General features: G+C 62.4%; 23 protein-coding genes. 10 read left to right on the top strand and 13 right to left on the bottom strand.

All coding sequences use genetic code 11. From position 1 onward, the window contains the following. Positions 1-284: 284 nt before the first annotated feature. The gene (locus tag NYE40_RS02605) at positions 285-566 is read right to left on the bottom strand and encodes a hypothetical protein (RefSeq protein WP_127464474.1); all 282 of its coding nucleotides are present in this window, start codon (positions 564-566) and stop codon (positions 285-287) included. A 105-nt stretch (positions 567-671) separates the two neighbouring features. On the opposite strand from NYE40_RS02605, the gene NYE40_RS02600 reads away from it, so the two are divergent. From NYE40_RS02600 to NYE40_RS02575, 6 genes are all read left to right on the top strand, one after another. Further along, on the top strand, positions 672-896 hold the full coding sequence (locus NYE40_RS02600) for a PspC domain-containing protein (protein ID WP_028599454.1): 225 nt from the start codon (positions 672-674) through the stop codon (positions 894-896). Positions 897-1,182: 286 nt separating this feature from the next. Further along, the gene (locus NYE40_RS02595; RefSeq protein ID WP_028599453.1) at positions 1,183-1,887 is read left to right on the top strand and encodes a PspA/IM30 family protein; all 705 of its coding nucleotides are present in this window, start codon (positions 1,183-1,185) and stop codon (positions 1,885-1,887) included. 122 nt (positions 1,888-2,009) lie between these two features. Further along, complete coding sequence (locus NYE40_RS02590) at positions 2,010-2,306, top strand: DUF5316 family protein (protein WP_028599452.1); 297 nt, start codon at positions 2,010-2,012, stop codon at positions 2,304-2,306. Positions 2,307-2,326: 20 nt separating this feature from the next. Continuing rightward, a complete protein-coding gene (locus NYE40_RS02585) occupies positions 2,327-2,584 on the top strand; it encodes a hypothetical protein (RefSeq protein ID WP_028599451.1) in 258 nt (85 codons plus the stop codon). Positions 2,585-2,711: 127 nt separating this feature from the next. Beyond that, positions 2,712-3,713: an iron-siderophore ABC transporter substrate-binding protein gene (locus tag NYE40_RS02580; protein ID WP_028599450.1), complete on the top strand. Its 1,002-nt coding sequence runs from the start codon at positions 2,712-2,714 to the stop codon at positions 3,711-3,713. Beyond that, positions 3,710-5,725: an iron ABC transporter permease gene (locus NYE40_RS02575; protein WP_043111473.1), complete on the top strand. Its 2,016-nt coding sequence runs from the start codon at positions 3,710-3,712 to the stop codon at positions 5,723-5,725. Before NYE40_RS02580 ends, NYE40_RS02575 begins: the two co-directional genes overlap by 4 nt. Positions 5,726-5,835: 110 nt before the next feature. Here NYE40_RS02575 and NYE40_RS02570 read toward each other — a convergent pair whose 3' ends face one another. Beyond that, complete coding sequence (locus NYE40_RS02570) at positions 5,836-6,864, bottom strand: acetylxylan esterase (RefSeq protein WP_101808442.1); 1,029 nt, start codon at positions 6,862-6,864, stop codon at positions 5,836-5,838. Positions 6,865-7,115: 251 nt separating this feature from the next. On the opposite strand from NYE40_RS02570, the gene NYE40_RS02565 reads away from it, so the two are divergent. Then, on the top strand, positions 7,116-7,310 hold the full coding sequence (locus tag NYE40_RS02565) for a hypothetical protein (RefSeq protein WP_028599448.1): 195 nt from the start codon (positions 7,116-7,118) through the stop codon (positions 7,308-7,310). A gap of 72 nt (positions 7,311-7,382) precedes the next feature. On the opposite strand, the gene NYE40_RS02560 is transcribed toward NYE40_RS02565, so the two are convergent. From NYE40_RS02560 to NYE40_RS02515, 10 genes are all read right to left on the bottom strand, one after another. After that, positions 7,383-8,354: an oligopeptide/dipeptide ABC transporter ATP-binding protein gene (locus NYE40_RS02560; protein ID WP_028599447.1), complete on the bottom strand. Its 972-nt coding sequence runs from the start codon at positions 8,352-8,354 to the stop codon at positions 7,383-7,385. Positions 8,355-8,366: 12 nt separating this feature from the next. Continuing rightward, entirely contained in the window at positions 8,367-9,344 is a 978-nt protein-coding gene (locus NYE40_RS02555; protein WP_028599446.1) for an ABC transporter ATP-binding protein, read from the bottom strand. Positions 9,345-9,484: 140 nt separating this feature from the next. After that, entirely contained in the window at positions 9,485-10,426 is a 942-nt protein-coding gene (locus NYE40_RS02550) for an ABC transporter permease (protein WP_028599445.1), read from the bottom strand. A gap of 6 nt (positions 10,427-10,432) precedes the next feature. Beyond that, a complete protein-coding gene (locus tag NYE40_RS02545) occupies positions 10,433-11,359 on the bottom strand; it encodes an ABC transporter permease (protein ID WP_028599444.1) in 927 nt (308 codons plus the stop codon). Between the two features lie 138 nt (positions 11,360-11,497). Then, positions 11,498-13,204: a peptide ABC transporter substrate-binding protein gene (locus tag NYE40_RS02540; protein ID WP_028599443.1), complete on the bottom strand. Its 1,707-nt coding sequence runs from the start codon at positions 13,202-13,204 to the stop codon at positions 11,498-11,500. 583 nt (positions 13,205-13,787) lie between these two features. After that, on the bottom strand, positions 13,788-15,002 hold the full coding sequence (locus NYE40_RS02535; protein WP_028599442.1) for a response regulator: 1,215 nt from the start codon (positions 15,000-15,002) through the stop codon (positions 13,788-13,790). Beyond that, complete coding sequence (locus tag NYE40_RS02530; RefSeq protein WP_028599441.1) at positions 14,999-16,849, bottom strand: sensor histidine kinase; 1,851 nt, start codon at positions 16,847-16,849, stop codon at positions 14,999-15,001. Before NYE40_RS02530 ends, NYE40_RS02535 begins: the two co-directional genes overlap by 4 nt. A 174-nt stretch (positions 16,850-17,023) precedes the next feature. Further along, positions 17,024-17,848, bottom strand: coding sequence for a carbohydrate ABC transporter permease (locus NYE40_RS02525; RefSeq protein ID WP_028599440.1), 825 nt, complete (start codon positions 17,846-17,848; stop codon positions 17,024-17,026). Positions 17,849-17,864: 16 nt separating this feature from the next. Then, on the bottom strand, positions 17,865-18,758 hold the full coding sequence (locus NYE40_RS02520) for a sugar ABC transporter permease (RefSeq protein ID WP_028599439.1): 894 nt from the start codon (positions 18,756-18,758) through the stop codon (positions 17,865-17,867). A 143-nt stretch (positions 18,759-18,901) separates the two neighbouring features. After that, the gene (locus NYE40_RS02515; protein ID WP_339279258.1) at positions 18,902-20,272 is read right to left on the bottom strand and encodes an extracellular solute-binding protein; all 1,371 of its coding nucleotides are present in this window, start codon (positions 20,270-20,272) and stop codon (positions 18,902-18,904) included. 289 nt (positions 20,273-20,561) lie between these two features. On the opposite strand from NYE40_RS02515, the gene NYE40_RS02510 reads away from it, so the two are divergent. Genes NYE40_RS02510 through NYE40_RS02500 form a run of 3 tightly spaced genes read left to right on the top strand, consistent with a single transcriptional unit; the run spans position 20,562 to position 22,347 of the window. Next, positions 20,562-20,882: a PadR family transcriptional regulator gene (locus NYE40_RS02510; protein ID WP_101808440.1), complete on the top strand. Its 321-nt coding sequence runs from the start codon at positions 20,562-20,564 to the stop codon at positions 20,880-20,882. Beyond that, positions 20,879-21,439, top strand: coding sequence for a DUF1700 domain-containing protein (locus NYE40_RS02505; protein ID WP_339279257.1), 561 nt, complete (start codon positions 20,879-20,881; stop codon positions 21,437-21,439). The genes NYE40_RS02510 and NYE40_RS02505 overlap by 4 nt, the downstream gene beginning before the upstream one ends. Continuing rightward, the gene (locus tag NYE40_RS02500; RefSeq protein WP_339279256.1) at positions 21,436-22,347 is read left to right on the top strand and encodes a DUF4097 family beta strand repeat-containing protein; all 912 of its coding nucleotides are present in this window, start codon (positions 21,436-21,438) and stop codon (positions 22,345-22,347) included. Before NYE40_RS02505 ends, NYE40_RS02500 begins: the two co-directional genes overlap by 4 nt. 146 nt (positions 22,348-22,493) lie before the next feature. On the opposite strand, the gene NYE40_RS02495 is transcribed toward NYE40_RS02500, so the two are convergent. After that, positions 22,494-24,143, bottom strand: coding sequence for an extracellular solute-binding protein (locus tag NYE40_RS02495; protein ID WP_339279255.1), 1,650 nt, complete (start codon positions 24,141-24,143; stop codon positions 22,494-22,496). Positions 24,144-24,274: the final 131 nt, after the last annotated feature.

Below are 24,274 nucleotides of genomic sequence, written 5' to 3'. Positions count from 1 at the left end.
CTAGTACGCCACTCTTTGCGACGCCTTCCGCTCCAGCCGTCCGCACTTCTCCCGCGACGTCCGCCCCTCCAGCTCCTCCGCGCGGCAATCTCCTCCGATGGCACCGTTCCAGTACATTCTCCTTCTTCACCACGGCGTTCCGCCAACGGCCTTTCCCTACGACATCGCCGGCTCACCCAGCGGCGCCTGCCATCCGGCATCCGCCCCGCTGGCCGACACGCAAAAACCGGCCTGTCCCTGGGACAGGCCGGCTTCCGCTTCCGATGGAACGGGGAGCGGAATCGTTATTTCTTCTTCTTTTTGTTTACCGAGCCGAATGCGGCTTTGGCATCCGCCGTCAGGTCCTGCGCGAACTCCGTATCTTGGTTAGCCGCGAAGCTGTTCAGCTTCGTCGATTGGACGTCTGCCTTGCTTGCCTTGTTTTTACCCATGAGAATCGGCACCTCTTTCGTGGATAATGGGCTTGCCCCGATAGCTTGCGCACGACGGCAGCTTTTCATGCGGTTCCTGCCGCGCACAACTTCCGCCCGAGCCGATCCCGGTCCCGGGTCCAGGTCGGATTCCATTCGGGGGGCCGTGTCGGCGCTCCCGGGCCTGGAGGTACAATAAGGACATCAAGCCGCACAGCCGGGCAGCCGGCGGTGCCGCATATAGAGGAGACTGACACCGCCATGAAAACCTTGTATCGCTCCCGTACCGACCGCAAAATCGCGGGGCTGTGCGGAGGAATCGGCCGCACGTACGGCTTCGATCCCGGACTCGTCCGGATCGGCTTCATCGCCGTCGGCGTCTTCAGCTGCGGCACGGCCTTGCTGCTCTACGCCGCAGCCAGCGTCGTCCTGCCCAAGGAGCCGGAATGGAACGGCCCGCCCCCGCGGGAGCCTTTCTACAGCTGATCGCCTCACCGCAGCTGCTCGCCCGACTGCAACTGAACGCCTCACCGCAGCTGTTCGCCCGTCTGCAGCTGATCGCCTCACCGCAGCTGTTCACCTGACTGCAGCTGATCGCCTCACCGCAGCTGTTCGCCTTTCTACAGCTGATCGCCTCACCGCAGCTGTTCACCTGACTGCTCGCCCGACTGCAGCTGATCGCCTCACCGCAGCTGATCCCGACCGATGCTCATTCTTTCCGTCCAGGTCGGAATCAACATCATTCCCTCACCCCCAAAAGGAGCGTGTATCCATGAGCGTATTCGACCGTATTTTGAACCTGACCAAAGCGACCGCCAACGAAATGCTGAACAAGATGGAAAACCCGACGCTGATGATGAACCAATATATCCGCAACATGGAAGAAGAGATCGACGGCATGAAGAGCGAGCTGCACCGCCAGCAAGCGGCAAGCCGCTCGTACGGCTCCCGCCTGGAGGAAGTGACGCAGCTCGCCCAGCACAACCAGGCCAAGGCCGAGGAGGCGCTGCGCGAAGGCCGCGAGGCGGAAGCCCGCGCCGCGCTCGAAGCCAAGCTCCGCTACTCTGATCAGGAGCAGGAATACCGCCGCTTGCACGAGCAGGCGAAGCATGCCTCCGTCGAGCTGGAGATCCGGCTGGACTCCGCCAAGGAAGAGCTGCAGCGCCTCATCCAAAAGCGCAACGAACTGAGCGAGCGCATCCAAAAAGCCGAAGCGGCCGCCGAGCGCACCGCTCCGAGCTTCAGCCACGGCTTCGAGCCGGGACGCGCCTCGCGCGGCTTTGAGCGCATCGAGGAAAAAGTACTCCAATGGGAAGCCCAGCTCGGCCTGAGCCGGGACTACAAAGGCCCGTCCGCTTCCTCTTCGAGCTATGCCGGAGGCTACGAGGCCGCTCCATCCGCCGCGCCGGACAACGGCCGCTCCGCCGCCATCGACGAGCAGCTCGCCGACCTGCGCCGCAAGATGAAGGGCGAGTAATCCTCCGCTCAAAAAGGCTATCCTGAAACCCAGGATGGCCTTTTTCCTGTCGAGCCCATTTCAGGGAAAGAGAAACAATTGCCCGCCCTGCCGCGTACAACATGGAAAAGGAGGTCTGCCTCATGACGCGCATCACCCTCGTCTTCCTCTCCGCCGGGCTCGGCTTGGCGGCCGTCGCCGGCGCGGTCGGCCTCGTGGCCGGCCAAGACTCCCTCGTCCGAATCTCGGCTTGGAGCGGCGGCATTCCGCTGCTGCTCGCGATGCTGTTCTCCGGGGCATTCATCCAGGCGGATTCCCGGCGCATCGGCACCTACACGGACGACGGCGAATCGCTGCGCCGCCGCAACGATTGGTCGGCCCGCTGCCTGCTGCTGGCGGTTCCGAGCCTGCTGCTGTGCGCTGGCGCTTATTTCCTTTAATTCGAAAGGAGCTCCTGCCGATGACGATGCGTCGGTTCCTGGCCAGTCTCGTCTTTTTGTCCACGAATATCTTCCTGGCCGCCTATGCGCTGGACATCAAGCAGTTGCCCGGTCCGGCCTGGGTCAACGACGCGGCGGACGTCGCCTACGTGCTTGGACAGGCGCTCGTCCTGCTGCTCGCGGAGGTGCGCCGGCCGCCGGCCGAAAAAGCGCTGCGCCTCTACTCGCTGGTCTCGCTCGTGATGCTGGTCGTCTTCGCATCGGTCAAGCTGGCTTGAGGCTGCCGCAGCACCTTGGCATGTATTGACAGCTTTTTGAATCGGTGATAGGCTCAACTCGTTGCGAGTGATAGTGATTCTCATTATTGATCGCGATAAATTATCATCAATCACCGGGGGTAACAAAATGAAAAGGCTTTTGTCTGGCACGACAGCCCTGCTTGCCGTGCTCCTGCTTACGGCAGCTTGCGGTTCGACAACGACGGAAAACACCGGCTCTGCCGCTACGAGCTCTCCCGCTCCGAGCTCTGCCGAGACGGCAGGTCCGATCGTCATCAAGCACGGAAAAGGCGAGACTAAGCTGGATAAGCCGGCTGAAAAGGTCGTCGCCCTGGAGTGGATCTATTCCGAGGAATTGATCGCGCTCGGCATTCAGCCCGTAGGCAACGCGGACAACAAGGAATACAAGCTCTATGTCACGGACGAAGCCGCGCTGGCGGACAGCGTCACGGACGTCGGCTTGCGCTGGGAGCCCAATCTGGAGACGATCGCCTCCTTGAAGCCGGACCTCATCATCTCCAACACGGACAACAACGACGCGATCTACGATCAGCTCCAGGCCATCGCCCCTACGATCGAGTTCGATCCTTATCCGAACGAAGGAGATGCCTACACGGGCATGGTCAACGACTTCAAGACGATCGCCCAAGCCGTGGGCAAATCGAAAGAAGCCGAGCAAGTGCTTGCCGATCTCGACGCGCACTATGCGGAGGCCAAGCAGAAGCTGGCGGCAGCGGGCAAGGACAACTTCCACTATGTCATCACCCAAGCGTTCACCAGCCAGAACGCAGCCGCGCTGCGCATGTTCACCGACACCTCGACCGTCGTCCAAACGCTCGACCGCATCGGCTTGATCAACGACTGGAAGTCGGAAAAATTCGAGAAATACGGCTTTACGGACGCGACCTTCGAATCCTTGCCGGCCGTGAGCAGCTCCAACTTCATCTATATCGTCCAGGACAATGACAATGTCTTCGGCGAATCGGCGAAAGACAACAAGGTGTGGAACAGCCTGGACTTCGTGAAAGAGAACCGGACCTACGGCATCGGCGGAGATACATGGACGTTCGGGGGCCCGCTTTCTTCCAAAGCATTGGTCGACCGTGTCGTCGACGCGATCACAAAATGAGAACAAGCATCCTATTCGGGGGCGGCGCTGCTGCCCTCTTCCTTTTGCTGATTGCCAGCCTATGCTTCGGAGAAGCGCAGATTCCGGTCCATGTCGTCGCGGACGCCCTCCTCCATCGCCAGGATGCGCTTGAGCATCATATCATCTGGGACATGCGCCTGCCGCGCGCGATATTGGGCGTCCTGTCCGGAGCAGGGCTGGCCGTGGCCGGAGCGCTGCTGCAGACCGCGACCAAAAATCCGCTCGCTTCCACCGATACGCTCGGCATCAATGCGGGCGCTTATTTCATGGTGGTCGCCGGAACGGTCTACTTCCCGACCTTGCTTCACCAGTCTCCGTTCCTCTTCGCCGCCGCCGGCGGCGGCCTGGCCGCGCTATGCGCCTACGTGCTCGGAGGGGGGCGAGCCGCGACGCCGATCCGGCTGGCCCTGTCCGGCATGATCGTCGCGATGGTCATCGGTTCCTTTACGAGCGCGCTGCATATTTTCCATGCCACCGAAACCCAGTCGCTCTTCCTGTGGGGCTCGGGCTCGCTCGCCCAGCTCGATTGGCACGGCGTCTCCTACGCTTGGCCGGGGGTCGTCGCGGTCGTGCTGATCGCCTTTTTCATGAGCAGGCAATTCGATGTCCTGAACCTGGATCCGTCCACCGCCCGATCGCTCGGGCAAAAGGTGGAGCTCGCCCGCTTCGCGGGGTTGACGCTGGCCGTGCTTGCCGCTTCCGTCGTCGTCAGCGTCGCCGGACCGATCGGATTCGTCGGCCTCGTCGCGCCGCATCTCGTCCGCCTGAGCGGACTGAGCAAGCATAGCGGCCTTTTGCCGGCAGCCGCCCTGTGGGGAGCCGTGCTGCTCACCGGAGCCGACGTCCTGGCGCGGATCGTGCGCAGCAGCATGGGGGAGATGCCCGTCGGCGCGATGATGGCCATCATCGGAGCCCCGTGGCTGATCTGGCTCATCCTGCGCAAGATGAACGGCGCCTTGGGCTCGCCGCCCTCGTCGCCGATGTCGATCGGCTCCGGCCGCGTGCCGATCCGGTTTCCGCTGCTCGCCGCCATCATGCTCGCGGCCGTCGTCTCCTTCATCCTCGTCAGCATGACGATGGGCGGCACGCGCATCCCGCTCGGCCAGCTCTTCGCGAGCCTGATCGGCTCGGAGCAGGCCGGCTCCTATTCCGTCCTCTTGAACCTGAGGCTGCCGCGCACCCTGGTCGCCGCAGGCGCAGGCATCGCGCTGAGCGTGAGCGGCGTGCTGATCCAAGCCTCCGTCCGCAATCCGCTGGCCGACTCCTCGATTCTCGGCGTGACCTCGGGAGCCGGCTTCGGAGCCTTGCTGGTGCTCATCGCCTGGCCCGAGTCTCCGATCTTCCTGCTCCCGATCGCGGCTGTCGGCGGGGCCGCCGCGGCTGCGGCGATCATCTTCCTGTTCGCATGGCGAAAATCGCTCAGCCCCGCGGTCCTCATCCTGCTCGGCATCGCGGTTTCCGCTGTCGGCTCTGCCGGCATTCAAGCGCTGATCGTGCTCGGTCCCCTATGGGGAAGCACCGGCTACATCTGGCTGACGGGCTCGACATACGGACGCACATGGACTCAAGTCGGCGTGATCGCCCTCTTCCTGGCCGTCCTGCTGCCTGTGGCCGTGCGGCTGAGCCGCAAATTCGACGTGCTGGCGTTCTCCGACGACAGCGCCGCCGGACTGGGCCTGCCGGTGCGCAAAACCCGATTGGCCGCGATGACGACAGGCGTCCTGCTCGCCGCAGGGGCCGTCGCCGTCGCCGGAACGGTCGGCTTCCTCGGACTGATCGTCCCGCACATGGTCCGCAGCCTGATCGGCCACAACACGCGCCGCTCGATCCTTTTGTCCAGCCTGATCGGAGCTCTCCTCATGGTGATGGCCGATGCCGTCGGCCGTACGATCCTCGCTCCGGTCGAGATTCCGTCCGGACTGTTCATCACCTTGATCGGGGCGCCCTATTTCCTGTTCTTGATGTTCCGGTCGCAGACGAGAAAGATCTGAGCATGGCGAAGCCCCCCTGCCGCTGCGCGCGGCCGGAGGGCTTCTTCGAGTTCAATTACGGAACAGGGCTGCCTGCGATCTCCGCAGCTGCGCGCCCGAGTCCGGCCGACTTAGCGTCCCGCATGCTCCAGCACGAACTGCAGCTTGTCCCGACGATGGGCGCCGTTCACCTCATGGCCGAGAAACGGGTAGTCGCGGATTTCCTTAGGCGCATGGATGCGGTTGTACGCCGCGTAGACCGTCTCCGGAGGACAGATCGGGTCCTTCCAGCCGACGCTTGCGAGCACCGGCGCCGAGATGCGGCAAGCGAGATTCATGTTGTCGAAGCAAGCCAGATGCTCCAGCAGCCGCGACAGCTCCTCCGGCTTGCGGCTCGCCAGCTGCCCGGCCTCGGACAGCGAGCCAGCCGAGCTGAAGATCGCCTGGTCGACATGACATAGGTTCGGGATGTCGGCGAGCACGGCCGCCAGATCGATGCCGGCGGGCGCCTCCAGGCCGCATAGCGCGGCCACCGCCAGCGCGAGGCCGCCTCCTTGGCTGCCGCCGCAAGGCACGAGCCGGCGCGCGTCGACCTCCGGCTGCGAGGCCGCCGCCTGCAGCGCCTTGAGGCTGTCGACAAAAAGCGCCATGTAATACGTCCGGTCCGGCCCCTCCAGCAGATTTTGCGTCATCCATCCTTTGGCCATGCCATGCAGCGAGGGCAGCAGGCTGCCCGTCTCGCCCCCCTGGCCTCTCGCATCGACGGCCAGCACCGCATAGCCCGCCAGCAGCCAGCCCGCATGATCCTCGGGGTAGCCGGCGCCTGCCGTGTAGCCGGGGTAGATGACGATGCACGGAACTTGCCGGCCCTCCCGGGCCGCTTGCGCGGGCACCATATACAGTCCGCTTACCGGCGTCTCGTCATAGCCCTCATACGTGATCCGATACACATCCGCATAGGGAAACAGCTCCTCGTCCACGCGCTTGCGCGTCTCGCGCAGCGGCTTGCTCCAAGCCTGCTTGAGGCGCGGCTGCCAGAACGCCTCGCTTTTCTCCTTCTCCATCGTCAGCGGCGGCATATACAGCTGCAGCTCCATCTTGCGCCGCTGTAGATGGTTCAGCTCGGTGTTGCCGGGTATGCTCGCATAAGAATTCATCATCCCGCCTCCTCGCCCGCTCGGGCTTCCTTCTGTGCAAAGGGTACCTGCTTCGCCCGCCCGCCGTCAACGCCTCGTTTCCTATTACCCATTCCGCTCTCGCTCCCCAGGAACATTTGTTCCGTCTTTTTTTGGATTGCTGCCACCCTGTTGTCACAGCTGCCGGTTAAGCTGGATTCAGATCGCAGCCCGGCAAGCTTGGACTAGGCATTCCCGCCTTTCCGCTTGACGGGGAACCCAAGGAGGAACCCTTTATGATGGCAGATGACCTATATCGCTACGAGCTGGAGCTGAAGCGGCATCACCGGCAGTCGGGCCAAGCGGCAGGAGGGCCGAGGCTTCCGGGACAGGCCGCGCCTCCGAATCCGCTCGTCCGCCCCGGCAGCGTTCGGCCCGGCACCGTGAGCCCCGGCGCCGGCCGCGCGCTCCTGTCCTGGTTCCGCAGCTGACCGGACGCAGGGCGCCGTCGGCAAAAAAAGCCTCCGCCCTCCCGGCAAGCGGGATGGCGGAGGCTGGATCGATCAGGCATAATGGCAGGCGGCCCAGTGGGACGGATTCGGTCCGACCTGGCGCAGCTCCGGCACTTCGGCCGCGCAGCGCTCGGTCGCCGCCGGGCAGCGGGTGCGGAACGGGCAGCCGCTCGGCGGGCTGATCGGGCTCGGCAGATCGCCGCGCAGCACGATGCGCTCCTTGTTCGCCTCGATCTCCGGATCCGGGATCGGGATCGACGAGAGCAGCGCCTGCGTGTACGGGTGGCGCGGATCGGCGTACAGATCCTCGCTGTCGGCGATCTCGACGAGCTTGCCGAGGTACATGACGGCGATGCGGTCGCTGATGTGCTTGACCATCGCCAGGTCATGCGCGATGAACAGGTACGTCAGGCCTTCGGCGCGCTGCAGGTTCTGCAGCAGGTTGACGACCTGCGCCTGGATCGACACGTCGAGCGCGGAGATCGGCTCGTCGGCGACGATGAATTTCGGATCGACCGCGAGCGCGCGGGCGATGCCGATGCGCTGGCGCTGGCCGCCGGAGAATTCATGCGGGTAGCGCGTCAGATGCGAGGGGTTCAGGCCGACCTTATCGAGCAGGCGCTCGACGGCGACCTTGCGCTCCTTGGGACTGGACACGAGCTTGTGGATGTCCAGCGGCTCGGCGATGATGTTCTCGACCGTCCAGCGCGGGTTCAGCGAGGCGTACGGATCCTGGAATACCATCTGCATCTCGCGACGGAAAGCCTTGAGCTTGGAGCCTTTGAGATCGTAGATGTTGGAGCCATTGTAGCGCACTTGGCCGGAAGTCGGCTCGTACAGGCGCATGATCGTGCGGCCGGCCGTCGACTTGCCGCAGCCGGACTCGCCGACCATGCCGAGCGTCTCGCCCTTGCGGATGGACAGGCTCAGGCCGTTGACCGCCTTGAGCGTCTTGCCCTTGCCGACTTCAAAAAACTTGCTGAGGTTGTCCACCTCGAGCATCGCGTTCGGTTGGCTTGCCATCGGTTCTCCTCCTTACTCCGGCTTGGCGTGGAGCCAGCACTTGGATTCGTGGGTGTCGCTGTGCGTAAACATATACGGATCCTGCTCGAGGCAGACCTCCATCGCGTACGGACAGCGGGCGGCGAACGCGCAGCCTTGCGGAGGATTCGCCATGTCGGGAGGCGTTCCATCGATCGGGATGAGCGGCTCGTCCTTGCGCTGGTCCAGACGCGGCAGCGACTTGAGCAAGCCTTGGGTGTACGGATGCTGCGGCGACTTGAAGATCTCGAACTTGTTGCCGCGCTCCACGACTTGGCCCGCATACATTACGATCACTTTATCACACATGTCGGCGACGATGCCAAGGTCATGCGTGATAAGGATGATCGACGTGCCGAGCTTCTCCTGCATGTCCTTCATGACCTGCAGGATCTGCGCCTGGATCGTCACGTCGAGCGCGGTCGTCGGCTCGTCGGCGATCAGCAGCGTCGGGTCGCAGCTGAGCGCGATCGCGATCATCGCGCGCTGGCGCATGCCGCCCGAAAACTCGAACGGGTACTGCTTCACGCGGGCTTCCGGGTTCGGAATGCCGACGAGGCGGAGCATGTCGACCGCCTTTTTGGAGGCGGCGTCCTTGCTCATGTTCTGGTGGCGCGTCAGCACCTCGACGATCTGGGAGCCGATCGTCATCGTCGGATTGAGCGACGTCATCGGGTCCTGGAAGATCATTCCGATATCGCGTCCACGCACGGATTCCATCTGCTTCTCCGTCTTCTTGAGCAGGTCGCTCCCCTCAAAGACGATCTGTCCGCCCTTGTACGTGCCGGGCGGCGTCGGAATGAGGCGCATCATCGACTGGGCCGTGACGCTCTTGCCCGAGCCGGATTCGCCGACGATCGCAAGCGCCTCGCCCTTGGCCATCTCGAAGGATACGCCGCGCACGGCTTGGACTTCGCCGCCGCGCACGCGGAACGAGACGCGCAGATCATCGACTTTAAGAATCGGTTCCATGGTGCTTCACCTTCCTCATCTATCGGTTGCTTAGCGCAGGGGCCGCGCTAGGCCCGCTGCGAGAAGTCATATGAAATGCTGCCGCCCTGCCTTCACCGGCAGCCGGCGGCGGCAGAACGTTCATGGTCGGATCGGACGTTTTATTCCACCCGGGTCTTCGGATCGAACGCATCCCGAAGTCCATCGCCGAAAATATTGAACGCGAGCATGGCGAGGCAGAGCATGCCTGCCGGGAAGAGCAGCGTCCACGGGTAGATCGTCCAGCTCGTAAGCGAGTCGTTGATCATGACGCCCCATGATGCGGCCGGGGATTGCACGCCGAGGCCGAGGAAGCTGAGGAACGCCTCCGCGAAGATGGCGCTCGGTACGGTCAGCGTCATCGTGACGATGATCGGGCCCATCGTGTTCGGGATGAGATGCTTGAACAGAATGCGGAAGCCGCCGGAGCCCATGGCTCTGGCTGCCAGGACATACTCCTGGTTTTTGAGCTGCATGATCTGGCCGCGCACGATCCAGGCCATGTTGATCCAGCCCGTCGCGGTGAGCGCGATGATGAGCGTCCACATGCCTTGGCCGAGCACGACGCCGAGCAGGATGACGACGAGCAGGTAAGGAATGGAGTAGAGAATTTCGCTGATCTTGTTGAGCACCTCGTCGACCTTGCCGCCGAAGTAGCCCATGATGCCGCCGATGATGATGCCGAGGATGACGTCGGCGATGGCGGCGACGATGCCGACCGTCAGCGAGATCTGAGCGCCTTTCCAAGCGCGGGCGAACAGGTCGCGGCCGAGCTCGTCCGTACCGAAGTAATGCGTGCCGCCTGGCGCGAGGAACGTGTCCAGCAGCTGCTGCGAGCGGAAGTCATGCGGCGTGAACAGCGGGTAGATGACCGCCATGATGATCATCAGCAGCAGCACGACACCCGAAGCCATGGCGAACTTGTTGGCCGTCAGCTTCATCATGGCCAGCTTCCAGGTCGTGTAGCTCGGCGCCATTTGCTGCTGCGCGAAATCGCGCTTTTTCAGCGGCACGAACTTCTTCGGATCGGGAAGAGGCCGTTTCGTTTCTTTGATCTGGTCCATTGTTGATCAGCCTCCCTTGCTGCTCTTCTTCATCCGCGGATCCACCATCGCGTAGCCGATGTCGGCGAGGAAGCGGGCGAACATCAGGATGACCGCATAGAACAGGGTAATGCCCATGATGAGCGGATAGTCGCGGTTCGTGACGCTGTTCGTGAAGAACTGGCCGAGTCCCGGCACGTTGTAGATCTTCTCGACGACGACGCCGCCGGTGATGATGTTGGCGCTCATCGGCCCGAGATAGGTGACGACGGGCAGGATCGCGTTGCGCAGGCCATGGCGGAGCGTGATGCGCAGCGGCGACATGCCTTTGGCCTTGGCGGTGCGGATGTAGTCGGCCGTCAGCACCTCCAGCATGGAGGAGCGGGTCAGCCGCGCGATGAACGCGATCGGCAGCGCCGACAGCGCGAACGTCGGCAGCACGTAGCCGAGCGGCGAGTTGAGGCCGGAAACCGGCAGCCATCTCCACTCTGCGCCGATATAGTACTGCGTGACGGAAGCGACGACGAAGTTCGGGATCGAGATGCCCAGGATGGAGATTACGACGGCGAACTTGTCGATGAGCTTGCGGTTGTACATCGCGGAGATCATGCCGAGCGCGACGCCGACGATGACCGAGACGATGATCGCGAAGATGCCCAGCTTGGCCGAGTAGAGGAACGACTGGGAGATGATCTGCGTGACGGTTTGGCCCGGCGTTTTATAGGAAATGCCGAGATCGCCCTGCACGATGTTGCCCAGGTAGACGAGATATTGCTGCCAGAGCGGCTTGTCGAGGCCGTAAAAGGCTTTGAGAGCTTCTTGCGCAGCCTTCGGAGTCTTTTCATCCAGGAAAGGGTTGCCCGGCACCGCCTGCATGAGGAAGAAGGTCAGGGTTGCAAGGACAAACAGAGACAGGAGAATGTTCAGAAATCTCCGGCCGATGAAACGAATCATTCCAGCACCTCTTTTCATTACCTTGCCCAACCGCAAAGAAAGAAGGGACGTCCGGAGACGGTCCGGCGCCGGAAAGCGCCGGACGACGGCTCCTGCCGCGGTCCCTTCTTCTCTCTGTCAGTTGCTCAGGCGGTATGCTTATTTGGAGATGTAAGCGTAGTTGTAGTTGATGTTGCCGTTGTACGTCATGAAGGCATCCTTCACATAAGCCTTGACGAGGGAAGAGCTGGTGTCATAGTAAACCGGCATGACAGCCATGTCGTCGATCAGGATTTTTTCCGCTTGAGCGAGCAGCTTCACGCGCTCAGCCTTGTCGGCGGAAGCGTAAGCGTCCTTGATCAGCTTGTCGTAATCGGCGTTTTTGTAGCCGATGTCGTTGTTGCCGCTGCCCGTGATGTAGAGGTCGAGGAACGTCATCGGATCGTTGTAGTCCGCGCCCCAGCCTGCACGAGCGATGTCGTACTTCAGGTTGGTGCGGTTGTCGAGGAAGACTTTCCATTCCTGGACTTCGGTCTTCACTTCGATGCCGAGGTTCTGCTTCCACATTTCCGTGATTGCGGTCGCGATCTTGGCGTGCTTGTCCGACGTGTTGTAGATGAGCGTCGTCGCCGGGAAGGAGTCCATGCCCTCTTCCTTGAGGCCTTCGGCCAGCAGCGTCTTGGCTTCATCGACGTTTTCGGAGAAGTACGTCTCTTGCGTCTCTTCGCGGAAGCTCTTCTCGGCGCCGGTGATGCTAGGCGGCACGAATCCGAATGCCGGCTTCTGGCCTTCGAGCACGACGCGGTCGATCAGCAGCTGGCGGTCGATGGACATCGACAGAGCCTTGCGGACCTTGGCGTTGTTGAACGGCTTTTTGCTTTGGTTGAAGATGTAGTAGTACGAGCTCGCGGCGTCGGTGATCTTCAGCTGCGGATCGTTCTCCTTGCGAAGCTTGTCGATCTGCGGGCCCGGAATCGTGCCCGTCGGCTTGCCGGCCCAGTCGAGCTGGTCCGTGTTGAAGTTGTTCAGCTCGGTGTTGGAGTCCGCCATCATGGCGAAGTCGACCTTGTCGAGCTTCACGTCGGCTTGGCCGTAGTAGTTCTCGTTGCGCTCGATCACGACTTTGGCGTTGTGCTCCCATTGGGTCAGCTTGAACGGACCGTTGCTGGAGAAGGTAGCGGCTTCGTTCGCCCAGTTGGGATCTTTTTCGACGGTGACTTTGTCGACCGGGTAGTACGTGTAGAAGTTGACGAGGCTGAGGAAGTACGTCGTCGGGTTGACGAGCTTCACTTCGAGCGTCGTGTCGTCGAGAGCCTTGACGCCTACGCCGGCTGCATCGCCCTTGCCGGTGTTGTAGGCTTCAGCGCCTTCGATGTAGTACAGCTGGTAAGCGTAAGGAGCCGGCTTGGCCGCGTTCGGGTCGAGCGTGCGCTTCCAGGAGAATTCGAAGTCATGCGCGGTGACCGGGTTGCCGGAAGACCATTTGGAGTCCGAGCGGATCTTGAACGTGTACGTCTTGCCGTCCTCGGATACTTCCCAGCTCTCGGCCATGCCTGGAACGGTCTCGCCGTTCTTGTCGTTCTTGGTCAGGCCTTCGAAGATGCCGTCGGCTACCGTGCCGGACACGTTGTCCTGCATCAGGGCCGGGTCGAGCGTCGGAGGCTCGGACGTGAGGTTCATGCGGAACACTTGGTCGCCGGAAGGAGCTGCCGCTTCTCCGCCTGCATTGTTCGCAGCCGCATTCTCGTTGCCCGTATTGGCTGCGCCGGTGTTGCCTGCATTGCCATTATTGCTGTCGCCGCATGCAGCAAGTACGCCGCCCGCGATCATAAGTGCCGCCAGTGTCAATCCTGTCTTTTTGTACACTAACCTTACACGCCCCTCACATTAATGGTTGAATAGCATATATTGAATTATACTATTCTACTTGATGAAGCACAACTTGCATTATTTTCTTTTGCCAAATAAATTTATCACTATGCACTCATCGTGTAAATCATTTAAATTTACTGATAATTATGCAGTTTTATTGACTAATACGTTGTCGCTTTATTCAATTAACGCAAATGTTTGATAAAGTAAAACATCTGCATAATATAAGCTTTTTTTGCTTCCATTCCCTTCCTTGTCCGCTTGCGGCCTCTTGGAAGCCAGAAACCGAAATAAATATCCATTCATCTTTATTCATAATATTTCACGCCACTCCCGGCTCCGCAACGGCCGGGGCATCCGCATCCGCTCGGCTCCGGATTCGCTTCTCCGTTTCCGAGGCTCCTTGACGGGATCGTCCGCCTGTGTATTTTTACCTGCTCTCCTTGGTTTTATGTATCTGTCCCAAGGCCCTCCCCGACGCCGCATCCGCCCTACGCCAAAATCGTTTTCTGCGAGAACGGACCTAAGCCTCCTGTCCTGTCGAGACGGGAGGCCGGCCATAGATTCCATTCTGATGTCAGGTATTCGAAATGCCTGGAGCCGTGTTCTTCTTCTCTTGCCGATATTCTGTCGGCGTCATCTGGAATCGCTTGCGGAACACCTGCGTGAAATGCCGCATGTCCTGATAGCCGATCCGCTCCGCGATCTCTCCGAGCTTCAGATCGGACTCCCGCAGCAGCTGGCGCGCTTCCTCCAGGCGCAAGCCGATCAGGTAGTCCTTGAAGCCCTGGCCCGTCTTCTGCTTGAACAGCTGGCTGAAATAGACCGGATTGAGATAAACGACGGCCGCGATCCGCTCCAGCGACAGCGACTCCTCCCGATAGTGGGCGGCGATATATTGAAGGGCGACCTCGATCGCCTTGTTGTCGCTGCCGCCCTTGATGCGCAGCGGCGCCTGGCCCGGCTCGTCCGCGGCCGTCATCGTCCGGTACAGCTTCCGCACGGCGTCCGGAACTTCCCCGATCTCGCCGATCCGGCCGCTGGAGGCGATCTGGAACGGAATCCGCAGGTAGCGGCCGAGGTAGCCGCGCAGGCTGGCCAGCAGGCCGGACAGCGCCTCCTCCGCTTCCACGGCGGCGACGCCGATGAGCGTATGCCGGTCATAGCTGACGACGAATCCGTCGCCGCTGCGCTCCAGCAGCTCGCTGAACACGTTGTCCACGACAAAATGCTCCAGCCCCGCGTCGCGCAGTCCCGGCTCGAGGCGCACCATGACGAGATGGAACGAAGGATAGCGGTCCATCAGGGAAGGCACGTCCAGCTGCCCGACATCCTGGCCCGAGGCGAGCCGCTGGAACATCGCCTCGCGCAAGTATTTGCGGCTGCTGCGCAGCAGCTCTCCCTCCTTGAGGGCGCTGCTCTCCGCCGCGAGCTCGGCCGCCAGCTCCCCGACGAGCTCCAGCAGCCGCTTCTTGCCGATCGGCTTCAGCAGATAGTCCTTCGCGCCGAGCTGCACCGCTTTTTGCGCGTAGGCGAATTCCGAATGAGCCGAGATGACGACCCATTTGATGGCGGGATAACTGCGCCGCGACAGGCGCATGAACTCCAAGCCGTCCATGCCGGGCATGAGGATGTCGGTCAGCACGATGTCGATGGGATGCTCCGACAGCACGCGCGCCGCCTCGTCGGCCGAGGCGGCCAGATGGATGCCGCAGTCCGGCATGGACTGCTCCAGCGTCCGGCGGATGCCGGTGCGGATGATGCTTTCGTCGTCTGCGATCAGGATGTTCATGACTGCTGCGTCTCCTCTCCCTTTTGCGAGTCGGCTGCCGGCGCAGGCTCCGCCTGCGCTTGCGTCCGTCCGGCCAGCGGCGGAATCGGCAGCGTCAGCCGGATGACGGTGCCGCCGTCCGGCTCGCGGTCCGCCTGCAGGCCGTAGCCGGCGCCGAACGTGTGGCGCAGCCGGCGATGCACGTTGGCGAGCCCGATCCCGCCCTGCCTGCGCTCGGCTCCCGGCTGGATCTTGACCTGCGGCGCAGCCTCGAACGAGGCGCGCAGCCGCGCGAGCGTCTCCTCCGGCATGCCGACGCCGTTGTCGCGCACCGTCAGCAGCAGCCGACCTTCCCGCGCCTCGGCCGTCAGCTCCAGCCGGCCGTCGCCGGACAACGGCTCGAGGCCGTGCTTGACGGCGTTCTCGATGACCGGCTGCAGGATCATTTTAGGCATCGGCACGTCCAGCCATTCCTCCGGAATGTCGATGCCGACCGACACCCGGCCCTCCAGCCGGATCGTGATGATCGTCAAATAGTCGCGGATCTGCTCCAGCTCCTCCCTCAGCGTCACCGGCGCGCCCTGCTCCCAGTGGCTGCTGTAGCGGAACATCCGCGAGAGCGCGAGCACGACCTCTCCGAGATCGTCCTCCTCCCGCTCGTCCAGCATCCAATAGATCATGTCGAGCGTGTTGTACAGGAAATGCGGATTGACCTGGGACTGCAGCGCGAGCAGCTCGGCGTTCTTCTCGCCGGCCGCGCTCTGGCGCACCCGGTCGACGAGCCGTCCGATCTGCCGCACCATGCGGTTGAACGAGGACGCCATCGCGTCCATCTCGCGGTAGCTGCCCGATTCGATGACGCCCTGGAAGTTGCCGAGCTCGACGCGCTTCATCTCGCGGATGAGGCGGCGCATCGGCGAGGAGATCATGTTGGACAGCACCGAGGCGGCGACGATCGACAGCAGCACGAGCACGACGCCGACGATGATGAGATAGCGCTGCATTTCGACGAGCTCCACCTTGAGGTCGCGCGCCGGCGTCACCGTGATCGCCGTCCACTCCGCGAACGGCAGGCGCGAGGAGACGACGAGCTTGCCGTCCTTCTCCGTGACGAGCGATTCCCCGGCCGTCTCCGGACGCGGCCCCTCGGCGATCGCCGGCAGCTGCCGCGCTCCGCCGGTCGAGCTCACGAGCCGGCCGCCCTCGTCGATCAGATACACCTCGCTGCTCGGACTCAGCTTGAGGTTGGCGAGCGCCGCGACGATGGGGGCTGGACTCGACTCGTACAGCACGACGCCGATCGGGCGATGCTCGTCGAGGTCGAACAGCTGCCGTCCGAAGGCAAGCACCGGACGATGCTCGTTCTGGTCCACGATCGACGACGGATAGATGCCGAGCCAGACGATCTTGCCGCCTTCCTCGACGATCGAGCGGTACCAGTCCGCCGAGCGGTAGCCGGGCACCATCTCATTGATGTAATTGCCGTAATTGTACACCGGCCCGCGGTCGGTGATGATATGGATGCCGATCATATCGTCGCGGGAGAAGTAGTTGGTGCCGATGATGTTCGTGATCGCCCGCTCGTTCGCGAACCGCTCGCGCGGCTCGGTCGGGCTCGCCTGCAGCAGCCGCACGAGGTCGAAGTTGTTGGAGATCGACTTGGACAGGCTGTCGAAGCCTTTGTCCAGCAGGTCGAACAGGCCGATCGTCTGCGACACGTTGCGCTGGGACAGGTCGGTGATCTTGCGCTGCAGCTGCTCGGTCGTGCGGTTGTAGAACAGCAGGCTGACGACGATGACGATCCCGGTCATGCAGCAGAGCAGCACGAGAAAGAGCCGTTGCTGGAGCGTCTGGCTGCGCGGCCACATGAGCTTCCCCCCTTTGGACGGCAGAATGACGGCAAAGCCCCGCGCTCCCGCGCGAAAAAAATTCGCGCGGGAGGCGGGGTTCGCTTTTGAAGCGGATGAACCGAATAAGCGGTTGACGATGAAGGCTCCGGACCGCTCCGGCAGAACCGGCCCTGCCCGGCTCTGCCGAGAGCGTCAGCCCTTGACGGCGCCGGCCACCATGCCCTTGGTGATGCGCTCGGACAGGATGAAGTAGATCAGGATGACCGGAATCGCGCCCATCACGAGGAACGCGCCGATGTTGCCGTAATTGGTCGTGTACTGGCTGACGAAGCTGTTGACGCCGAACGGCAGCGTCTTGAGCCGCTCCGAGGATATGAACGTCGCCGCCAGGATGTACTCGTTCCAGATGTTGATGAACGTCAGGATGCAGACGGTCATGATCGGCGGCACCGAGATCGGCAGGATGATGCTGCGGAAGATCCGGTACACGCTCGCGCCGTCCATGAACGCCGACTCCTCGATCTCATGCGGGATGCCTTTCATGAAGCCGCTCAGGATGAACACCGCGACCGGCGTCTGGAACGCGATGTACGGCAGGATGAGCGACCAATGCGTGTTGAGGATGCCGATGTTCTTGAACATGACCATCAGCGGCAGCAGCGTCGCCTGCATCGGGATCATGAGGCCGAGCATGAAGACGAGCAGCGCGGCCGGCGCCAGCTTCCAGCGGAAGCGGGAGATCGCATAGGCGACCATCGACGCCAGCACGATGACGACGACCATCGTGATGACGGTGACGAAGATGCTGTTGAACAGATAGCGCAGATAGTTGCCCTGCTCGTACGCCTCCGTATAATTCGCGAAGCGCGGAGACGCCGGGAGCGCGAAGAAGCTCCCGCCTAGGATTTCCTCATTGGTCTTGAAGGAATACAGGATGAGCCAGAGCAGCGGGTACACCTGCGTGACGACAAGGATGCCGAGGAGAAGATACACGACTCCTTTTTTGATGGATGCCATAGACCGTATCTCCCCCTTAGCCGACCTTTTTCTCGATGCGGTTGAAGACGCCGTTGATGACGAAGGTGAACGCCAGGCAGATGAACACCAGCGTCATGGCCAAGGCGCTGCCGTACCCGTACTTGAAGGTCAGGAACGTGTTGTTGTACATGAGCGTCGAGATGACGTCCGTCGCGTGGGCCGGTCCGCCGCCGGTCATGACCATGATGAGGTCGAATGCCTGCAGGGAGCCGATGAACGCCAGCACGATGGAAATCTTGAACACCGGCACGATGAGCGGCAGCGTGATGTAGCGGTCCGCCTTGAAGCCGTCCGCGCCGTCGATCTTGGCCGCCTCGTAGATGTCGGACGGGATGTTCTGGACGCCGGTGAACTGGATGATGAGGTGATAGCCGAAATACTGCCAGAGCGAGACGAAGTACAGGCAGTACATCGCGAACTGCGGCGAGCTCAGCCAGGCGCGCATATGCCCCTGCATGCCGAGCGCGTTCAGGATGCCGTTGATCATGCCGCCCATGTCGAGCGGGTTGTAGATCGTCTTCCACAGCTGGCCGATGATGACGACCGACAGGATGACCGGCATGAAGTAGATCGACACGAGCCGGTTGCCGCGCTTGACGTAGCGGTTGATCAGGATCGCGAACAGCAGGCAGATCGGAATTTCCGCCATGGAGAACACCGCGTACATCAGCGTGCGGCGCACCGCCGGCCAGAAATGCGGGTCATGGAACAGGATGTCGACGTAGTTGTCGAGGCCGACGAACGTCTTGTTGACGCCGATGCCGTCCCACTCGACCAGGCTCGTATAGCCCGAGATGACGATCGGGACGAATACCATCATCATATACAGCAGCAGACAAGGAAGCACGAAGATTCCGATCGTCCACCAACGCACTTTGAGCACATTCATGGTTTTATCTCTACTCCTCTCCCGCAGCGGACGAGAGCCGTCCGCTGTGCCGAAAAGGCAAGGACAGCCCCCTTTCGGGGAAACCGTCCTTGCCGCCCGGCCTTTCTTCCGGCCAGGGGGCCGGCTAGCTGCCTATCGCAGGCTTACTTGTTGGCCGCGAACGCGTCTTGATGCTCTTTCGCCACTTGCTTGGAATCGACCTTCTGCACGAACAGGTTCTGGATGCTGCTCAGATGAGCCTGAGCTACGGCCGGGTTCATCGTGTTGTCGAAGGCGAGGTCGCCGCCGCTGACGCTCTTGAACAGATCGAGGATGCCGACCGCCAGATCGGAGTAGCCCGCTGCCGCGAAGTCGCCTTCGACGACTTGGCCGAGGCCGACTGCGTCCTTCAGCTCGAATTTCTTTTTCGGGAAGTTCGTCATGAAGTAGTTCAGGAAGTCCTTCGTTTCTTGCGGATGCTTGCTGTTCGCGCTGATCGCGAAGCCGGAGCCCGGCGCCAGCATGAACTGGTTGACGTCGCCCTTGCCGTTCACCGTCGGGAAGGAGAACGCGCCGACCTTGCCCGCTACGCTGGAAGCGTCGATGTTGCCCGTTTCCCACGAGCCGATGATGAACATGGCCGCTTTGCCCGTCTTGAAAATGTTGCCGCCTGCGTTGGCGTCGATGCTCGTCGCGCCCTCTGGGAACGCGCCGGCCTGCACCAGCTCCTGGAACGCGTCGACCGCTTCCGTGAACGCCGGATCGTTGAAGTCCTTCTTGCCGTCCATGACGTCCTGCAGGAAGCCCGGGCCGCCGTTCGTGCGGAGCAGGATGTTCATGAACAGGAACGAGCCGGTCCATGTATCCTTCTCGCCGATCGCGATCGGCGTGATGCCTTTCGCCTTGAGCGCCTTGACGTCCTCGAGCATCTCGTCGAACGTCTTCGGCACGTCGGTGATGCCCGCTTGGGCGAACAGGTCCTTGTTATAGTAGACGACCTCGATGTTGTTGCCGTCCGGCAGGGCGTATACGTTGCCGTCGAAGCTGTAGTAGTCGAGCAGCCCTTTTTGGAACGTATCCTTCAGGCCGTTCTGGTCGAGCATGTCGTTGAGCGGCGCCAGCACGCCCGCGTCGACGAACGGCTTCATCTGGGCGGCCGGGTTCACGATCGTGATGTCCGGCACTTCCTTGGAGGCCGCTTGCGTCTTCAGCTTCAGCTTCTGCTGGTCGGTATTGAGCGAGTCGAGCTCGATCTTGATGTTCGGGTTGGCCGCCTCGTAGTCGGCGACGAGCTCCTTCATGATCTTGTTCGTCACGGAGGTTTCGTCCGGGTAAATGTTCTGGAACGTGATCGTCACTTTTTTGCCGCTGTCGCCGCCGGAGGTTCCCGTATTGGCTGCCGCCTCGTTGGACGCGCCGCCCGTATTGGCCGCCGGCTCGTTGCCGCTGCCGCATGCCGCGAGGCCGACCGCCAGCGCGCCTGCCGTCAGCAGCAGCGCGGATTTCTTCAGAGCTTTCTTTTCGGACCTTCTCATCTGTTTTTCCACCTTTCAAGTCCCCCTTGGCAAGTTATATCTGGATTATGCGCTCGTGAAGCGGTTGCAACAAGGCAGGAACTTCAGGGGTGAGGTTTGATTTTTTCAGGTGTTGGTTCGGCAGCCCCTCCGTCTCGAGACGGAGGGGCCGCCGGGCTTTCGTCCGATTTTCGCGCCGCTATCTTGCCATGATGAATAGCGCGTGGTATGTTGGTTCCAGCGAACGGTATTCCTCATCGACAGCTATTACACATTAATCAATACCGTGCATAAGATAGGAGCCATGCGGATGAACGTGCAATTCAAAAAAGGCGTGCTCGACCTGTGCGTCCTCTCCCTGACCGCTTGGGAGGACCGCTACGGCTACGAGCTGGCGGTGGCCATGTCGTCCAAGTTCGAGGTCGCGGTCGGCAGCGTCTATCCGCTGCTCAACCGGCTGACGCAGGAAGGGTACTTCACGACCTACCTGCGCGAGTCGACGGAAGGCCCTCCCCGCAAGTACTACAAGCTGACGCCGCTCGGGCATCAGCATCTGATGGAGCTCGTGCGCGAGTGGCGGACCTTCTCGCATGCCGTCGACGAATTGATCAAGGAAGGTGTGGAACGATGACGAGGGAGCATTACTTGAACGAGCTGTGGCAGCAGCTCGCCCCCGTTCCCGAGGCGAAGCGGCGGGAATGGATGTACGACTACGAGGAGCATTTTCGGATCGCGGCGGAGCAGGGGCAGCCGGAGGAGCAGACAGCGGGGGAGCTCGGCGATCCGCGGGCGGTCGCGCGCGAGCTGCTGCTCGGCTACCGCGTCGAGGCAGCCAGCCAAGGAGGCGGAGGCGTGCGGCTCGTCTCGAGGGCGGTGTTCGCCGCGGTCGGGCTCGGCTTTTTCAATCTCGTGTTCGTGCTCGGCCCGTACCTCGCCCTGCTCGGGCTGCTGCTCGCGCTGTGGGCTGTCGCCGGCTCGTTCGTCATCGCCGCCTTCGCGGTCCTGCTGGAAGGATGGACCGGCGACGCGATCGCGATGCCGCTCGCTGTCTTCGGCGCGATGATCGCCGGCGGACTCGGGCTGCTGCTCGGAGCCGCGGCCTATAAGCTGACCGGAGGCATCATGCGGCTGACGCTGAAGTATTTGCTGGCCAACACGAAGATGATGAAAAGGAGCGTGGCGAGATGAACCGCAGCATGAGGAACGTCGTCCTGCTCGGCCTGATCCTGCTGCTCGGCGGCTTGATCGGCGCCGGCGTGACGTTTGGCCAAGGCGACCGGGAGTCGCTCCTCCAGTTCGGCACGGAAGAAGTGAGGCTGAGCGAGGAGGTGCCGGCGGACGGCATCTCGCGCCTTCGGGCGGAGGCCGGCAGCATGGACATCGAGCTGGCGGCAGGCGCGAGCGACGACAAGATCGTCGCGACGATCACCGGCCGCGCGAGCAAGAAGTCGCTCGACAAGATCAAGCTGGAGCTTGATCCGCAAGGCGACGAGCTGACGGTCAAGGGCAAGGAAGGCGGCGTCTTCACGTTCGGCTTCAACATCGTGAACGTGACGATGCGCATCGAGGTCCCGGCGCGGAAGTTCGAAGCGCTGCAAGCGGAGCTCGGCAGCGGCGATATCGACGCCCAAGGGGTCGAGGCCGGGGAGCTGACGTTCAAGACCGGCTCCGGCGACATCGAGCTGACCGGTGTCAAAGGCGGCGTCATCAGCCTGCGGTCCGGCTCGGGCAGCATCGACGGCGAAGGCGTCGTCGCGGAGGAGCTGGCGGCCAAGGCGAGCAGCGGCAACATCTCGCTCGAAGACGTGCTGGCCGCCCTCCAGCTCGATGCGGGCAGCGGCAACATCCGGGCCGAGATGGACCGGCTGGAGCTGCCGGTCACCGCGAGCAGCGGCAGCGGCAACATTACGCTGGCGACGAGAATCGCCCCGGCCTCCGCGACGGTCCAGTACTCGGTCGGCTCCGGCCGCTTCCGCAGCGACTGGAACGAGGACGAGGACGGCGAGCGCAAATCGCACGAGCTGGTCTTCGGCGACGGCCAGGTGCAGGTGAAGCTGAGCACAGGCTCGGGCAACATCTCGCTGCGGGAGGAATGACGCCTTCCGGCCTGCCGGCCGCAAGGGCTCCGGCACGGCGCAGATGGAAGCGCATCGCGAAAAACGGGAACAAACCGGCTCTTTCCGCCGGTTTGTTCCCGTTTTCACGCCGCTTCGCGCGCTCGGCTCCCGCCGCGCCCGCTCGGCTACTTCTTCTCGATGGCCGCCTGATAGATGTCGATGTACTGCTTCAGGTTCAGGCCTTCGAAGCCTTTGACATACGCGTCCCAATCCGCGTCCAGATCCTTGTTGCCGATGACGAACTGGGCGAGGTTGGTCATGACGTACTCCTTGATTCCCGTCGTCAGCTGGGCCGCCGTCTCCGTATCCTCCGGACGCAGGTACGCGCCGGACGGATAGAACTCTGCGGGAGCGTACGGCTCGTACAGCTTGGTCGCTTGGGCGAGCCGCGTCTCGTAGCCCTTCGAGCTGAGCGGGTTCTGACTGGAGGCGAACGCGTCGCGGAACTCCTTGGACATATCCTTCGGTCCGAGCAGCGACCAGCTGTCGTTGCGGATCTCGTTCTCGTCGGCGGGCGGCAGGTTGTCGAAGCTGTACTTGGCCGGCTTGCCCCAGATGTTGAGCTCGCCCTCCTTCGCCTTGTTCCAGCCGATGCCCTCTTGGACGCCGTATTCGCTCAGCAGCGCGCCTTCCTCGCTGAACGCGTAGTCCACGAGCTGAATCGCCGCGATCTGCTGCCGCTCGGACGCCTTGTTCGTCAGCGCGAAGGCGAAGTCGGTGATGCCCTGCTGCACGCCGGTCAGCTGCACGCCTCCCGGTCCCTTGAGCGGCGGCACGGCGACCCAATGCTGATGGCGCGTGATGCCGTCGTCCCACACATTGACGAGATAGCTGAGCAGCGCCGTCGTCATCGAGCCGACGATCTCGTCTCCCTCGCGATTGCCGAGCTGGCTGATCGCCTGGTCGTTCTGCGTGAACGCGGCCGGATCGATGAGCCCTTCCTTGTACAGCTTGCGCATATAGGCGAGGCCCTCCCTCCACTCCGGCTTGTCGGCCGCGAAGCCGACCTGGCCGTCCTGGAGCGTCAGGTACTTGTCATTGTCGTTATAGATGAAGGCATTCATCAAATAAGCGTCGAAATTGCCGTTCCAGACGTTTTTGTTCGGAGCCCCCGTAAGCGGGATCTCGTCGGCCTTGCCGTTGCCGTTCGGATCCTTCGTCTTGAAGGCCCGGAGCACCTCGTACAGCTCGTCGGTCGTCGTCGGCACCTGCAGCCCGAGCTTGTCGAGCCAGTCCTTGTTCATCCAGTACTTCTCGGAATAAGTGCAGTGGTAGCACTCGTTGAAGCGCGGGATGCCGTAAATGTTGCCGTCGGGAGCCGTCATCGACTCCTTCAAGTACGGCTTCTTCTCCATGAGCGCCTTCAAGTTGGGCGCGTACTGGTCGATCAAGCCGTTGAGCGGAATCAGCACCCCCTGCTTGCTGTACGTCAGCAGGTCGGTGTTGGAGAACTTGCCCTCGAGGAACACCTCCGGGTAGTCGCCGCTGGCCAGCAGCAGCTGCCGCCGGTCCTTGAGCGCGTCCTGCGGAGCGAGATCCCACTTGATCTTGACGCCGAACTTCTCCTCCACCCGCTTCGTATACTCGTTCTCTTCCAGCGGAGCCTTGCCCTGGACGGCAAAAAACGTCATCTCGACCGGCTTTCCGTCCTCCGCCGCTCCCGCTGCCTCGCCCCCGGCCGCTCCGTTCTCGCTCCCGCTCGAGCAGGCTCCCAGCAGCAGGCCCGTCGCCGCCAGCAGCACGGCCAGCCGCTTCCCCTCGCGCTTCCATCCCATACGCTCAGCCCCCTTCGATATGGTCCAATCCGATCATGCTCAGCCTTGCTCCGGCCCGTCCGGCTTTTCGCGGACGAGCCGGCCGTGCTGTCTCCCGCGCCTCCTCCCAGGGAAGAGGCGCGCAGACGGAA

The organism is Paenibacillus sp. FSL W8-1187, from assembly GCF_037965485.1.
In the GTDB taxonomy this organism is placed as follows: Bacteria; Bacillota; Bacilli; order Paenibacillales; family Paenibacillaceae; genus Paenibacillus_O; species Paenibacillus_O pasadenensis.
This window is presented reverse-complemented; position numbering and strand designations above follow the sequence as displayed.

Coding starts and splice junctions, on each gene's coding strand:
- NYE40_RS02605 (WP_127464474.1), bottom strand. CDS start 566: ATGGAATCCGACCTGGACCCGGGACCGGGATCGGCTCGGGCGGAAGTT.
- NYE40_RS02600 (WP_028599454.1), top strand. CDS start 672: ATGAAAACCTTGTATCGCTCCCGTACCGACCGCAAAATCGCGGGGCTG.
- NYE40_RS02595 (WP_028599453.1), top strand. CDS start 1,183: ATGAGCGTATTCGACCGTATTTTGAACCTGACCAAAGCGACCGCCAAC.
- NYE40_RS02590 (WP_028599452.1), top strand. CDS start 2,010: ATGACGCGCATCACCCTCGTCTTCCTCTCCGCCGGGCTCGGCTTGGCG.
- NYE40_RS02585 (WP_028599451.1), top strand. CDS start 2,327: ATGACGATGCGTCGGTTCCTGGCCAGTCTCGTCTTTTTGTCCACGAAT.
- NYE40_RS02580 (WP_028599450.1), top strand. CDS start 2,712: ATGAAAAGGCTTTTGTCTGGCACGACAGCCCTGCTTGCCGTGCTCCTG.
- NYE40_RS02575 (WP_043111473.1), top strand. CDS start 3,710: ATGAGAACAAGCATCCTATTCGGGGGCGGCGCTGCTGCCCTCTTCCTT.
- NYE40_RS02570 (WP_101808442.1), bottom strand. CDS start 6,864: ATGATGAATTCTTATGCGAGCATACCCGGCAACACCGAGCTGAACCAT.
- NYE40_RS02565 (WP_028599448.1), top strand. CDS start 7,116: ATGATGGCAGATGACCTATATCGCTACGAGCTGGAGCTGAAGCGGCAT.
- NYE40_RS02560 (WP_028599447.1), bottom strand. CDS start 8,354: ATGGCAAGCCAACCGAACGCGATGCTCGAGGTGGACAACCTCAGCAAG.
- NYE40_RS02555 (WP_028599446.1), bottom strand. CDS start 9,344: ATGGAACCGATTCTTAAAGTCGATGATCTGCGCGTCTCGTTCCGCGTG.
- NYE40_RS02550 (WP_028599445.1), bottom strand. CDS start 10,426: ATGGACCAGATCAAAGAAACGAAACGGCCTCTTCCCGATCCGAAGAAG.
- NYE40_RS02545 (WP_028599444.1), bottom strand. CDS start 11,359: ATGATTCGTTTCATCGGCCGGAGATTTCTGAACATTCTCCTGTCTCTG.
- NYE40_RS02535 (WP_028599442.1), bottom strand. CDS start 15,002: ATGAACATCCTGATCGCAGACGACGAAAGCATCATCCGCACCGGCATC.
- NYE40_RS02530 (WP_028599441.1), bottom strand. CDS start 16,849: ATGTGGCCGCGCAGCCAGACGCTCCAGCAACGGCTCTTTCTCGTGCTG.
- NYE40_RS02525 (WP_028599440.1), bottom strand. CDS start 17,848: ATGGCATCCATCAAAAAAGGAGTCGTGTATCTTCTCCTCGGCATCCTT.
- NYE40_RS02520 (WP_028599439.1), bottom strand. CDS start 18,758: ATGAATGTGCTCAAAGTGCGTTGGTGGACGATCGGAATCTTCGTGCTT.
- NYE40_RS02515 (WP_339279258.1), bottom strand. CDS start 20,272: ATGAGAAGGTCCGAAAAGAAAGCTCTGAAGAAATCCGCGCTGCTGCTG.
- NYE40_RS02510 (WP_101808440.1), top strand. CDS start 20,562: ATGAACGTGCAATTCAAAAAAGGCGTGCTCGACCTGTGCGTCCTCTCC.
- NYE40_RS02505 (WP_339279257.1), top strand. CDS start 20,879: ATGACGAGGGAGCATTACTTGAACGAGCTGTGGCAGCAGCTCGCCCCC.
- NYE40_RS02500 (WP_339279256.1), top strand. CDS start 21,436: ATGAACCGCAGCATGAGGAACGTCGTCCTGCTCGGCCTGATCCTGCTG.
- NYE40_RS02495 (WP_339279255.1), bottom strand. CDS start 24,143: ATGGGATGGAAGCGCGAGGGGAAGCGGCTGGCCGTGCTGCTGGCGGCG.